Raw genomic sequence first — 12,778 nt, 5'->3', positions numbered from 1 at the left:
AGTGCGGTGAGCATCGTGGGGGGCGGTGGGGGACAGGGCCCGGGCCGGGGTCCCGGGCGGCGGCCGTCAGCCGCTGAGGGCCGAGACGCGCTCGGCCAGGCTGCGCAGCCGGGGGTGCTGGTAGACCTCCTTGACGGGCATGACGAGGCCGAGCTGCTTCTTGAGCCGGGCGATGACCCGCAGGGCGAGGAGCGAGTGCCCGCCGAGGGCGAAGAAGTCGTCGTCGGCGCGGATGCGGTCGCGTCCGAGGACCTCGCCCCAGACCCCGGCGATGAGGATCTCCAGTTCGCCTTCCGGAGCGGCCCCCGCGTCCTGTCGTGCCTCGGCGGCCAGGGCCTCGGCGGGATCCGGCAGGGCCCGGGTGTCGGTCTTGCCGTTCACGGTGAGCGGCATGGCGGCGAGTTCGACGTAGGCCGAAGGGAGCATGTAGGGCGGCAGGGTGCCGGCCAGGTGGTCGCGCAGCCCGTCCTGTCCGGGAGCCGCTTCCTGGCCGGGGACGTAGTAGGCGATCAACTGGTCGCCGGACTCCGCGCCGTGGTGGAGGGTGACCGCGGCGGCACGGACGTCGGGGTGGCCGGTCAGGGCCGCTTCGATCTCGCCGAGCTCGACCCGGTGGCCGCGGATCTTGATCTGCCGGTCGGTGCGGCCGAGATAGGCGAGGGTGCCGTCGGGGAGGGCGCGTACCTTGTCGCCGGTGCGGTACATGCGCCGCCCCGTGGCGAAGGGGTCGGCGACGAACCGCTGGGCCGTCAGAGCGGGCTGGCCGACGTAGCCGTCGGCCAGCTGCGGGCCCGCCAGGTAGAGTTCGCCCGCTTCGCCGTCCGGCACGGGCCTGAGCGAGCCGTCGAGGACCTGGGCGACGACGCCCGGCAGGGGGCGGCCGATGTGCGGGGCCGGCCCGTCGATCCAGGCCGCCGTGGCGTCGACGGTGCATTCGGTGGGACCGTACAGGTTGACCGCTTCGAGGCCTCCCCGGGCGCGTGCCTCGCCCAGCTCCCGCCACATGGCGTCCGGTACGGGTTCGCCGCCCATGAAGAGGCGGAGCCTGCGCCCGTCGGCGGGGGGCGCGAGCAGGGTCTCGCGCAGCAGGTCCCAGTGCGAGGGGGTCAGGTCCAGGTCGTCCACCCGGTGTTCGTCCAGCAGCTCCCGCAACCGCGCGGGGTCCGTGCGCCGGCTCTCGCCGAGGGTGACGAGGGTGTCGCCCCGGCAGATCCGCGCCCACTGCTGGACCGAGGCGTCGAAGGACATGCTGGCGTTCCAGGCGACGGTGCGGGGCCGGTCGGCGTAGACGCCCGCCTCCTCCATGCCGGCCATCAGGGCGGCCACGCCGCCGCGGGTGGCCCGCACGCCCTTGGGGACCCCGGTCGAGCCGGACGTGAAGACGACGTAGGCGGGGTCGAGGGGGCCGGCCGTGACCTCCGCCGGTCCGTCGCCGCCGGCCGTGCCGGCTGCCTCGTCCAGCGCGAGGGCGTGGACGCCGGCGGGCCAGGTGACGTCGCTGCCGGCGTCGGTCAGCACGGTCGTGACGTTCGCGTGCCGCACCATGTGGACGAGCCGGTCCAGGGGGTACGCCGGGTCGAGCGGTACGTACGCGGCGCCGGCCCGCCAGACCGCCAGGAGCGCCACCAGGAGGTCCGCTCCCCGGGGCAGGCTGACGCCGACCAGGGCGCCGCGTCCCAGGCCGCGGGCGGTGAGCAGGGCGGCCGCGCGGGCGGTGCGCCGGTCGAGCTCGGCGAAGGTGAGGCGCCGGCTGTCGTCCAGGACGGCCACACGGTCCGGCGCGGCCGCCACCACCTGGTGGAAGCGGGCCATCGGGTCGCGCGGCGGCGCGGTGTCCGAGGCGGGGACCGGGGCGCTCATGCGGTCTGCTCCGTCCGGCCCGCGGGGGCCACCGTCGGGAGGCAGTCGATCAGTTCGACCGGGTCCCCCATGGCGACGACGATCTTCCGGTCGCCGCGGAAGGGGTCCCGGCCGTGGCTGGTGAGGATGTTGTCCACGAGCATCAGGTCGCCGACCTGCCAGGCCCGGCGGACCGTCGCCGCCTCGTAGGCCGCGTTGATGGAGTCGAGTTCCTGCCGGGTGAACGGCAGGTCGTCCCCGAAGCCGGTCTCGAAGGGCAGGCCGTCCGCCCCGAACTCGTCGACGAGGGTCTCGCGGAGCTCCTCGTCCAACGACCACGAGCTCCAGAACGCGAGGTGGTTGAACCACACTTCGGCTCCCGTCTTCGGGTGCCTGATGATGCCGGGGCGCAGCTGGCTGGTCTTGAGGTCGCCGTCGTCGGACCACTCCCATCCGATGAGGTTGTCGGCGCAGTACTTCTCGACGTCGGAGTGGCGCTCGGTGGCGAAGGCGTTCTGCCAGCTCACGGATATGTGCTCCGAGTAGTGCCGCTTCAGCACCCAGCCCATGGCGCGCATGCGGGCGACGAGCTCGGCGGGCACGCGGCGCAGCACCTCGCGGACGTCGGCGACCGGGGTGGCCCCGCCCTCCTCCGGGGCGGTCAGGCAGGCGAACATCAGCAGTCCGGGGAAGGTCAGGGTGTAGCTGTTCTCGTTGTGCATCCGGATCGCCTGGGCCGGCGGCAGGTCCGTGGAGGAGTAGACGTCGTTGCCGAAGCTGCTGCGCGGCGTGGCCTTCTCCCGGTAGGGCGTCCGACGGGGCAGCAGGACGTCCCGTACGCGGGCGAAGTCCTCGACGCCGGTCAGGGGCAGGCCCCGGAGGTAGACCGCGCCGTGTTCGTGGAGCGCGGACCGCAGTTCGGACTCCACCGAGGCGAGCCAGGCGCAGGCGTCGGTGATCGTGTCGAAGCGCGGGACGAGCATGGTCGCGGGCTTGCCTTCGGCAAGCTCCCATTCCGGCCGCGCGGTGCTGGGGGGTTCGGTGGGAGTTGTCATCGTTCAACGCCCCTTCCTGGGAGGTCGACGGCTTTCGGGCAGTGCGCGGCGCGGGCCCGGGGCGGTTCGCCCGGCCGTGGTCCGGCGCGTGTCGGTGTGGCGCCTCCCGGTCGGCGGGGGCGCGTGTGGGGTGGCGCCTCCGCGTCGGCGGGGACGTGTCGCCTTGCGGTCCGGGGACCGTCAGGCGGTCTGGAGGGCCCGTTCGGGCAGCTCGCGCTGGGCCCGGACGGGCGAGAAGAAGAGGATGAGCGTGCTCAGCGGCAGCAGGAGGGTGAGGGCCAGGAACGCGGGGCGGAGGCCGATGGCGGTGCCCAGGGCGCCGCCGAGCAGGGCGCCGAGCGGCATGGCCCCGAAGTTGAGGAACGCCGAACTCGCCGAGATCCGGCCGAGTGCGTGGGACGGGCAGTAGCGCTGTAGGAAACCGGCCTTGATGATGTTCCCCGCCACCACGCCCGTGCCCACGGCCGCGCTGCCGGCGACGTACAGCAGGAGTCCGGGTCCGGGGCTGGTGAACGCCATGAGGGGGGCGAAGAGGAGGAGGCCCATTTCGAAGAGGAGGAGGGCCCGGCCGGAGCCGAGCCGGTCGGCCGTGCGGCGCACCACGAGGGCGCCGAGGACGCTGCCGAGGCCACCGATCGTGCCCATGACGCCGATCATCCCGGAGGACACCCCGACGTCCTGGAAGAGGAACACGACGGCTATCGACTGGTAGGCGGTCAGCACGAGGTTGGCGGTGGCGCCGAACAGGGTGAACGAGCGCAGGTAGGGGTCGGACGCGACCATCCTGAGCCCTTCGCCGATCTCGCGGGCCAGTGCGCCGCGGGCGCGCTCGACGGGCTCGGGCGGGGGCTCGCGGTGTCTGATGCGCGCGACGCACACGAAGGAGACGAGGAACGTCGTGGTGTTGGCCAGCAGGCCGTTGGCGACTCCGAAGAGCTGCGCGACGAGGCCGCCCGAGCCGATTCCGACGAGTCCCGCGGCCGAGTCGCTGCCGTGGAGCTTCGCGTTGCCCTCGGCTTGGTCCTCCGGCGCCAGGAGCGTGGGGAGGTAGGCGACGTATGCGGTGTGGAAGAAGACGGCGGCGGTGCCGGTGAGCAGGGCGACGACCATCAGCTGGGCCGTGCTCAGCCACCCGGCCCAGGCCGCCAGGGGGATGCTCGCGAAGAGCACGCAGCACACCGCGTCGGAGGCCAGCATGACCGGTCTGCGCCGTATGCGGTCCACCCAGGCCCCCGCCGGGAGGCCGATGACCAGCCAGGGCACCCAGGTGGCCGCGTTGATGAGGCTCACGAGGAAGGTGTCGGCGTGCAGGGTGGACACGGCGACGAGGGGGAGCACGAGGCCCGTGACGGAGGCTCCGAACGCCCGGGCGGTCTCGCCGGCCCACAGCAGCCGGAAGTCGTGGTGGCGGCGTAACAGGCCGCCCGCTACGGTCCCCCCTCGTCGACGGGAGGGCTGGGAATCATCAGTCATGCGACGGTAACTCCTTGAGCAAGGCCACAGGGCTGAGGGGTGGTCACGGCCCCGGATCGGCACGGCTCATGCTGCATGAGGGCGGTCAACGGCCGGTCAACATCGCATCTACGGGCGTAGAGCCCGTCTTCCGGCTCCACCCGGAACGGGGGTGGGCCCTTCGGAACGGCCCCCCAAGGGGCCGGGCCCGGTCGCCGGCCTCCGGGCACGGCGTCGTACCGTGGCGAGCGGGGCAGGAGTTGTCGCGACGGCTCATCGCCGACTTCCTTCCAGGTCGTTGCGCCGGCTTGGGTGCTGGATCCGCTCACCCGTGTGTCACGGGACGTTCCGTGGATCCCTCGGCCCGAAGAGCGTCTCACCGGCCGCCAACGGGCTTCTAACGGCCGGCTAACGACGACTAACGGCGGCTTGCCGGTCCCGCTGGCGGAAACGCAAGGGGCCGCCGCCAGGGGTGCCGCTCCCGCGGGGCAACGGTCATGTCCCGGTATGGCCCGACGTATCCTCGGCCGAAGGCCGAACGTATGGACAGGGATGGGGCCCGCATGGAGTTCCGCGTGTTGGGAACGGTCGCCGTGGTGACGGAGCGCGGAGAAGCCCTCCCGCTCGGACCCGCCAAGCGCCGCAGCCTCCTTGCCATGTTGCTGCTGCACCCCAACGCGGCCGTGCCCGTCGACCGGCTGACCGAGGCGCTGTGGGACGAGGAGCCGCCCCGCCACTCCCGGACCGTGCTGCAGGGCCACGTCTCACGGCTGCGCGCGCTGTTCGCCGACCACGGGGCGCCGGCCCACGGCGTCGAACTCGTCACCCAGGGACCGGCCTACCTCCTGCGGCTGCCCGAGGCCCTGCTCGACGCCCACCGCTTCGAGGAGTTGCTCCAGCGCGCCCGGGTGCGGCACGAGCCGCGCGAGGCCGTGGCGACGCTCCAGGCCGCCCTCGGACTGTGGCGGGGGCCCGCGTTCGCCGGGACCGTGCAGAGCCCGCTGCTCGAGACCGCCGCCCACGGCCTGGAGGAACTGCGGCTCGCCGCCGTGGAGGAACTGGCCCGTGCCCACGGGCGGCTCGGCGAGGACGACGCGGCGGCGGCCGTCCTGCGCACCGAGGCCGTCGCCCACCCGCTGCGGGAGTCGCTGATCGCCGCGCTGATGCTGGCCCTGAGCAGGGCGGGCCGCCAGTCGGACGCGCTCGACTGGTTCCACCGCACCCGGCGGCTGCTCGCCGACCAGCTCGGCATCAACCCCGGCGCGGTGCTCACCGGCGCGTACACCGCTCTCCTGAGAGCCGACGCCCCCGAGGGGACCCCGGCGTCCTGCGAGCCCCGGGAGCGGAAGGAAGCGGTCGCACCGGCCGCGGCCGTCCCCGCCCGCCCCGCTCCGCAGCTCCTGCCGCGCCGCCCCCGGGGCTTCACGGGGCGCGAGGACGAGCTGGCGGCACTCGACCGGGCCACGTCGAGCGTCCCCGCGGCCCTCGCGGTGATCACCGGCAGCGCCGGTGTCGGGAAGACCGCGCTCGCCGTGCACTGGGCACACCGGCGCCACGCGGACTTCCCCGACGGCCGGCTGTTCGCCGACCTCTGCGGTTACAGCCCCGTCCCGGCCCGCGGGACCACCGCCGTGCTCCGGGAGTTCCTGCTGGCGCTCGGCGTCCCGGCCGAGGGGATGCCCGGTTCGCCCGAGGCGATGGGCGCCCGCTACCGCGAGCTGACCGCGGGACGCAGGATGCTGGTCGTCCTGGACAACGCCCGCGACTCCGAGCAGGTCCGCCCCCTGCTGCCCGACGGGGAGGACTGCGTCACGCTCGTCACCAGCCGCGACCGGCTGGGCGGACTGGTGGCCTCGGACGCCGCCCGTCCCGTGCCGCTCACCGAGCTGCCCACCGCCCAGTCCACCGTGCTGCTCACCGCCGTCCTCGGCGCGGACCTGGTCGAGGCCGAACCCGAGGCGGCCGCACGGCTCGCCGAGCTGTGCGACGGCCTGCCCCTCGCCCTGCGCGTCGCCGCCGCCCGTCTCGCCACCGGTCCGCACCGCGGACTGGCCGCCTTCGCGGGTGAGCTCGCCGACGAACAGAACAGGCTGGACCTGCTGAAGGCCGGGGACACCGGGGTCGCCGCCGCCCTCGGCCTCAGTGTCCAGCACCTGCCCGAGCAGGCGCGGCGGATGTTCCACCGTCTCGGGCCGCACACCGGTGCCGCACTCGACGTTTGCACGGCCGCCGCGCTCGCCGACTGCCCGCCCCGCCAGGCAGCCGTCGCGCTGGACCAGCTGGCCGACGCCCAGCTGGTCGTCGAGACCGGTCCGCAGTCCTACGTGCTGCACGACCTCGTACGCCTCTACGCCCGCACCCTGACCCCCGGGCACGACTCCGGCGGGCTGCTGCGGCTCCTCGACCACTGGATCCACACGCTCCTCGCGGCGAGCGCCGCCGCGGAGCCCGGCAGCCAGCCGTGCTGCACGGTGCCTCCGGGGGTCCGGCCTTCCGCCGCGATCCGGACGTTCACGGACCGTACGAGCGCCCTCGCCTGGTACTCCGCCGAGCGGAGCACGTTGGGCGGCGCGGTGGCGGCCGCCACCGCGGCGGGCCTGCACGACCGCGCCTGGCGCCTGGTCCTCCTCCAGTGGCCCCTGATCGTGTGGCAGGTCCGCGACGGCTGGGTGCCGCTGCTCGAGCAGGGCCTGGTCTCCGCCGAACACGACGGCGACCTCGGCGCCCAGTCCCGGGCACGGGCACTGCTGGGCTGGGTGCTGGCCGAGGAGGGCAGGCCCCGGGAAGCCCTCGTCCAGCTGGAGTGCGCCCCCGAGCTCGCCGCCCGGGCGGGGGACACGGGCGGGGAAGCCGTCGCCCGGATCAACCTCGCCGTCGCACTCGCCCGGCACGGCGAGCGGGAGCGCCCGCGCGACCTGCTGGTCCGGGCCCTCGCCCTGGCCGAGCGGGCCGGTCTCACCGAGACCGTGACCCTCGCCCACCAGCACCTCACGCACCACCTCCTGGCCGTCGGCGCCTCCGCCGAGGCCGCGGTCCACGCCGCGCGCGGCCTGGCGCTCGCCGCACCCCCCGCCGCGGCACCCCGGCGCGTGGTCCTGCGCACCCTGTACGGCGAGGTGCTGGCCGCCAGGGGCCGCACGGGCGACGCCGTACGTGAGCTCGACGACGCCATCAGGGAGGCACGGGCGCACGGGTACGAGGAGGGCGAGACCGTGGCGCGCTCCGTGCTGGCGACGCTGGGCGCGCATCGCGCCCCGGCCCGCGACGGCGCCGGGGCGGACGGCCTGCTGCCCGTCGGAGCCGCGGGGCCCCGGGGGAACGGGCGGCTGAACCGCTAGGGGGTGTCCGATGGGTCGGTGCGGGTCCTGCGGTGTCCGGTGCGGTAGATCGCAAGGCGGAGCATCTGCCTCGGACCGGGCGTCCTCGGCTGATGCGACAACGCAGCGAGGTGTCGTGCCGGGTGCCCGCAGGACCCGTGCCGCCCCATCGGACACCCCCTAGGTGAGGGCGTGACCGTACGACGCCGCCAGAAGCGTCAGCTCCGGTTCGCCGAACGTCTTGCGCAGCCCGGTGAACGCGTCGGCCTTGTCGTCGCCGAAGCGCTTGATGCGGGCGGCGTAGGTGTCGGCGGAGAGGAAGACCGGCGGCCTGGACTTGCTGTGGAACTTGTCCGCGTACATCACCAGCTGCTCCTCCCTCGTGACGGCCACGTAGTCGCCGACGGGAAGGGGGAGTTGCTGGGACACGATGTCGTGCCGCGTCAGACCCACCCCCGTGTGACAGGAGCAGAACCGGCAGACCTCCTCGGACAGGCCCTCGGCCTGGAGGATCTCGTGTCCGAGCAGACCGTGGCGGATGTAGTTCCCGTGGTCCAGCCGCCCGGTGGCGTCGAAGAGGCGGTAGACGCCGATGTCGTGCAGGAGGCAGCCCGCGCGCACCAGGTCCCTGTCGACGTCCTCGGCCATGCCGTCCAGGAGCTGCTCCGCGATCTTCCAGACGATCTCGCAGTGCGTGTAGACCAGCTCCAGCGCCTCGGGGGAGGGGGCGTGGCGCTCGTGGAGGGCCCGGATGGCTGCTGTGGACGGGATGCTCATTCCGGCAGCGTAGCCGTGGCGGAGAGCGCCGCCCGTCGCCGGGGGGCGGGGCGGTGCGCCCGTTCCGTCCGGCGACGGGGTCCGCTACACGGTCCGGGAGGCGGTCCTCGCCCCGCTCGTCAGGAGCTTGTCGGCCACGATGTATCCGGAGGCGCCGTTGACGCCGTGCCCCGGCCAGGTCGCGGCGCCGACCATGAAGAGGTTCGGCACGACGGTGCGGTGGGACGGCTGGCCGGGCAGGGGGCGCAGCAGATAGCTCTGGGCCAGTTCGTGGCTGCCGCCGTAGGGGTCGCCCGGTCCGCAGTTCGGGTTGAAGCGGGCCAGGTCGTCCGGGCCGATCACATGGCGGCCGACGATCGCCCCGGGCAGGTTCGGCGTGTGACGGGCGGCGAGGCCGATCACCCTGTCGGCGAAGGCGTTCTTCACGTCGTCCGTCCAGCCGGCACGGGTGTCGATCTCCCCGGCGGCGTCCCCCCGGAGCCGCAGGGGGACGTCGAGGATCTGCAGCCGCGCCACGGCCGCACCCGGCGGGCAGCGCGTCGGGTCGGCGGTGGAAGGAGTGTCGAAGGCGATGGTCGGTCGTGCGGGGAGCAGGCCGCGGGCCGCCTCGTTGACCGAACGGGACAGGGCGTCGAGGCCGCGGGTGAGGTGGACGAGCCCGGTGCGGGTCAGCCGTTCGTCCTCGAACCGGGGCGGCTCGGACAGTGCGAGGTGCAGCTGCACGCAGCCGCGCCCGTAGCGGTACTCGTCCGCCTGCTGCCGGATGACCGGGGGCACCACGCCGTCCTCGTGCGCGAGCAGCTTCAGGTACAGCTGGTCGGGGTTGACCGAGGCGACGACGGCCCGCGCGGCCGTCACGACCTCGCCGTCCGCCGTGCGCACGCCCGTGGCGAGGCCGTCCCGGACCAGGACGCGCTCCACCCACCGTCCCGTCTCCACGCGCCCTCCGTGCCGTTCGGTCAGGGTCGTGAGCGCCCGCGCGAGCTGTTCGCTGCCGCCTTCGGGGGTGGGCATGCCGGCCGTGGTCACGGCGACGAGCGTCAGCAGCGTCCAGAAGGCGCTGTTGGCCTCGTCGGGTCCGCGCCCCAGGTGCAGCGCCCACGGCGCGAGCAGCCCCCGGAGCACCGGCGACGAGAAGCGGTGCTCCAGGAGGTCCCGGGAGGTGCGCAGGAAACGCTGGGCGAACGTGGAGCAGTGCCCGTCGTCGCGCATCAGGCCGTGGACGATCCGTGTGGGTCCCGGGTCGGCGAGATCCGCCGCGAACAGCGCGAACACCGGTCCGGCGTACGGGGCGAAGTCCGCCAGCAGCGCGGCGAGCGCGGCACCGTCGCCCGGGGCGAGCCGGTCGGCCTCCGCCACGTTCGCCGCGGCGTCCGTCGAGAACACCGCGGACTCCGCGCCGGGCATCGACACCCCGATGCTGAAGGGCGAGTCGCGGTACGTCAGGCCGCACGCGGCCAGTTCGGGGCCGAGTTCGGCGTAGGCGGGGCCGGAGGTGAACAAGGGGTGTGCCGAGGAGTACACGTCGTGCCGGAACCCCGGCACGGTCACCTCGTCGGTGCGGACGAGGCCACCGGGACGGTCGTTGCCTTCGAGGACGACGACGCTCCAGCCCGCGCGGGCCAGATAAACCGCCGTGACCAGTGCGTTGTGACCACTGCCCACTACAACCGCGTCATATCGGTTCACAGTGGATGGTGGCATGGGGGCGGCGTGCTGGAAATCCGGCGAAATGCGCAGCCTGGCCGGAGACTTGTCCACGAGGCCCCACAGTGGCCGGATTTAGGCGGTCGCCTTCTCTGGGGCGCACCGATCCCGCCATGGCCGTGCGGGGCCGTTATGAGTGTTTCCGTAGGGGTGTCCCGGCCTGAGTGGAAGGGAGCCCTCGCCCTTCTTTGTGGCGTAGGGCACAAGAACTGCCAGGTCCAGACCATGATCACGCAGAGCAAGCGGCCTTAACGGAACCATCGGTAACACCGGCTCAGGGGGCATGGAGGGGGCGATAGGGGTTCTGTGAGGTGGTGGCCCATGAATATATTCACCGTACAGCCATGTGGCCCGTCGGCCATGTGTGGGCTGAGTGAGGCGTACACCACGCATGGCCGCCGCCCGCCTCGCCGGCGCCGCCCGGTTGCAACGAGGAGCGAAATGAGCGACACACCCGAGTCCGAGAACTGGCGGCGGGAGGTCGACCGCTCCTTCTCACCGCGTCGTGAGGCGGGTCCCATCGACCTTCGCCGCTACTACGTACAGCCGGCCTACTCGGGCATGCCGACCTTCATGGGCGTCCCGCTCGCCCTGAACCAGGACGACCTGCGCGCGGGGAAGGTCGACGCCGCCGTGGTCGGCTGTCCCGTCGACGTCTCCACCGGACATCGCGGGGCCGCCTACGGCCCGCGGGCGATCCGCTCGGACGAGCGCTACATGTACGCCACCCCCGAGGCGTACATCCACTCGGCCACCCGCGTCAACCCGTTCAACGTCCTCAAGGTCGTCGACTACGGGGACGCGGCCGTCGACCCGTTCGACATCACCCGGTCCATGGAGCCCATCCGCGGCCTCGTGCGTGAGATCGCCGAGGTGGGGGCCGCCCCGATCGTCCTCGGCGGCGACCACTCGCTGCTGTGGCCCAGCGTGGGCGCGCTCTCGGAGGTGCACGGGCGCGGCAGCATCGCCGTCGTCCACTTCGACGCCCACCCCGACTGCCACGACGAGCTGTTCGGCCACAAGGCCACCCACACCACCCCCATCCGCCGGCTGATGCACGACGAGATGGTGCCCGGCGCGAACATCATCCAGGTCGGACTGCGCACCGCGACCGGCCCGGACGACCAGCTGTTCAACTGGATGCGCCGGGCCGGCATGAAGTCGCACTTCATGGCCGAGATCGAGCGCGTCGGGCTCGCCGCCGTCGTGGACAAGGTGATCGAGGAGGCCAAGGCGGTCGCCGACCACGTCTACATCTCCCTGGACATCGACGTCCTCGACCCCGCCTTCGCGCCGGGCACGGGCACTCCCGAGCCCGCCGGGCTGAACACGCGTGAACTGTTCACGGCCCTGCGCCGGATCGCGCACGAGACGAACCTCGTCGGCATGGACGTGGTCGAGGTCGCCCCGCACCTGGACCCCGGCTACTCCACCGCCATGAACGCCCGCCGCGCGGTCTTCGAGGTCCTCACGGGCCTCGCCATGAACAAGGTCAAGATCTCCACGAAGAACTACACCAACCCGATCGTCGCCGGCGAGGTCCGCTTCTCCCTCTCCTAGGGGGCTCCGATGGGTCGGTGCGGGTCCTGCGGTGTCCGCTGGGGGCACCTCGCAGCGGTAGCCGGGGGGAGCGTCGCAAGGCGGAGCATCTGCCTCGGACCGGGCGTCCTCGGCTGATGCGACAACGCAGCGAGGTGCCGTGCCGGGCTCCGCAGGGCCCGTGCCGCCCCATCGGACACCTCTTGGCAGCTCACGCCGAATCCCGGCAGCCGGATCCATGGTCCGACTGCCGGGATTCGGCGTCTCGTTGGCGCGCCCTCCACCGTCGCGAGCCGGCTCGCCCGGTCGGGAGCGACTGATCGACTCGGGTAGTCTCGGCGCCGTCGCTGGAAACCCGGTACCCCAGGTTCCGGGAGCGGCATCCGCAGTTATGAAAGGCTTGACCCATGCCCCGTGACGTGGTCCGCGTGCTGGTCGTCGACGACGAACCGATGGTGTGCGCCCATCTGAACACGATCCTCGCCACCGCCGACGACATCGAGGTGGTCGGCCAGGCCGACGACGGAGCGGCCGCCGTGGAGGCGGTGATCCGGCACCGGCCCGACGTCGTGCTCATGGACCTGCGGATGCCCGGCGTCGACGGGCTCACCGCCATCGAACGGCTCAGCCAGATGCCGGACCCGCCGGTCATGGTCGCCCTCACCACCTTCGACGCCGACCAGTACGTCGTACGGGCGTTGCGCGCCGGCGCGGCGGGCTTCCTCGTCAAGTCCACGCCGCCGGAGGACCTCATCAGCCTGGTCCGGGTGGCCGCCGACGGGCACACCGTCCTCTCCGCCTCGGCCACCCGCCGCCTGATCGCCGCCTCAGCCGGCGAGCAGACCGCGCGGGCACGGGCCCAACGGCTCGTCAAGGGCCTCACCGGGCGGGAGGTCGAGGTGCTCACCGCGCTGGGGGAGGGGCTGTCCAACGCGCAGATCGCGGCGCGCCTGCGGCTTTCGGAGGGCACCGTCAAGGGGCACGTCTCCCGCATGCTGGTCAAGCTGGAGTGCACCAACCGGACCCAGATGAGCAGGCTGGCCTACGACGCGAGGCTGGTCGGCTGGTGACCGGCCCCGCGGCGTAGGCCCT

General features: G+C 73.2%; 8 protein-coding genes. 3 read left to right on the top strand and 5 right to left on the bottom strand.

Features of this window, described 5'->3' with window-relative positions:
* Positions 1-66 precede the first annotated feature (66 nt).
* The 3 genes from CYQ11_RS03605 to CYQ11_RS03595 all read right to left on the bottom strand — a co-directional run bounded on the left by CYQ11_RS03605 (position 67) and on the right by CYQ11_RS03595 (position 4,367).
* Positions 67-1,860, bottom strand: a complete 1,794-nt coding sequence (locus tag CYQ11_RS03605) for a non-ribosomal peptide synthetase (protein ID WP_099198152.1) — start codon at positions 1,858-1,860, stop codon at positions 67-69.
* Positions 1,857-2,894: a TauD/TfdA family dioxygenase gene (locus CYQ11_RS03600; RefSeq protein ID WP_099198151.1), complete on the bottom strand. Its 1,038-nt coding sequence runs from the start codon at positions 2,892-2,894 to the stop codon at positions 1,857-1,859. Before CYQ11_RS03600 ends, CYQ11_RS03605 begins: the two co-directional genes overlap by 4 nt.
* A gap of 180 nt (positions 2,895-3,074) precedes the next feature.
* Positions 3,075-4,367, bottom strand: a complete 1,293-nt coding sequence (locus CYQ11_RS03595; protein WP_099198150.1) for an MFS transporter — start codon at positions 4,365-4,367, stop codon at positions 3,075-3,077.
* Between the two features lie 542 nt (positions 4,368-4,909).
* Between CYQ11_RS03595 and CYQ11_RS03590 the strand changes: the two genes are divergently transcribed.
* Positions 4,910-7,684: an AfsR/SARP family transcriptional regulator gene (locus CYQ11_RS03590; protein WP_099198149.1), complete on the top strand. Its 2,775-nt coding sequence runs from the start codon at positions 4,910-4,912 to the stop codon at positions 7,682-7,684.
* 159 nt (positions 7,685-7,843) lie between these two features.
* On the opposite strand, the gene CYQ11_RS03585 is transcribed toward CYQ11_RS03590, so the two are convergent.
* Both CYQ11_RS03585 and CYQ11_RS03580 read right to left on the bottom strand, forming a co-directional pair.
* Complete coding sequence (locus tag CYQ11_RS03585; RefSeq protein ID WP_099198148.1) at positions 7,844-8,440, bottom strand: HD domain-containing protein; 597 nt, start codon at positions 8,438-8,440, stop codon at positions 7,844-7,846.
* A gap of 84 nt (positions 8,441-8,524) precedes the next feature.
* On the bottom strand, positions 8,525-10,129 hold the full coding sequence (locus CYQ11_RS03580; protein WP_099198147.1) for a phytoene desaturase family protein: 1,605 nt from the start codon (positions 10,127-10,129) through the stop codon (positions 8,525-8,527).
* Positions 10,130-10,588: 459 nt separating this feature from the next.
* Between CYQ11_RS03580 and CYQ11_RS03575 the strand changes: the two genes are divergently transcribed.
* Together CYQ11_RS03575 and CYQ11_RS03570 are read left to right on the top strand one after the other, a co-directional pair.
* Positions 10,589-11,707: an agmatinase family protein gene (locus CYQ11_RS03575; RefSeq protein ID WP_099198146.1), complete on the top strand. Its 1,119-nt coding sequence runs from the start codon at positions 10,589-10,591 to the stop codon at positions 11,705-11,707.
* Between the two features lie 386 nt (positions 11,708-12,093).
* Positions 12,094-12,756 (top strand): response regulator, encoded by a 663-nt coding sequence (locus tag CYQ11_RS03570; RefSeq protein WP_099198145.1) that lies wholly within the window; start codon positions 12,094-12,096, stop codon positions 12,754-12,756.
* Positions 12,757-12,778 lie beyond the last annotated feature (22 nt).

Origin of the sequence: Streptomyces cinnamoneus, from assembly GCF_002939475.1 — a bacterium.
GTDB lineage: Bacteria > Actinomycetota > Actinomycetes > Streptomycetales > Streptomycetaceae > Streptomyces > Streptomyces cinnamoneus_A.
This window is presented reverse-complemented; position numbering and strand designations above follow the sequence as displayed.

Bases quoted from the DNA above. Each gene is read 5' to 3' on its own strand.
- CYQ11_RS03605 (WP_099198152.1), bottom strand. From the start codon at position 1,860: ATGAGCGCCCCGGTCCCCGCCTCGGACACCGCGCCGCCGCGCGACCCG.
- CYQ11_RS03600 (WP_099198151.1), bottom strand. From the start codon at position 2,894: ATGACAACTCCCACCGAACCCCCCAGCACCGCGCGGCCGGAATGGGAG.
- CYQ11_RS03595 (WP_099198150.1), bottom strand. From the start codon at position 4,367: ATGACTGATGATTCCCAGCCCTCCCGTCGACGAGGGGGGACCGTAGCG.
- CYQ11_RS03590 (WP_099198149.1), top strand. From the start codon at position 4,910: ATGGAGTTCCGCGTGTTGGGAACGGTCGCCGTGGTGACGGAGCGCGGA.
- CYQ11_RS03585 (WP_099198148.1), bottom strand. From the start codon at position 8,440: ATGAGCATCCCGTCCACAGCAGCCATCCGGGCCCTCCACGAGCGCCAC.
- CYQ11_RS03575 (WP_099198146.1), top strand. From the start codon at position 10,589: ATGAGCGACACACCCGAGTCCGAGAACTGGCGGCGGGAGGTCGACCGC.
- CYQ11_RS03570 (WP_099198145.1), top strand. From the start codon at position 12,094: ATGCCCCGTGACGTGGTCCGCGTGCTGGTCGTCGACGACGAACCGATG.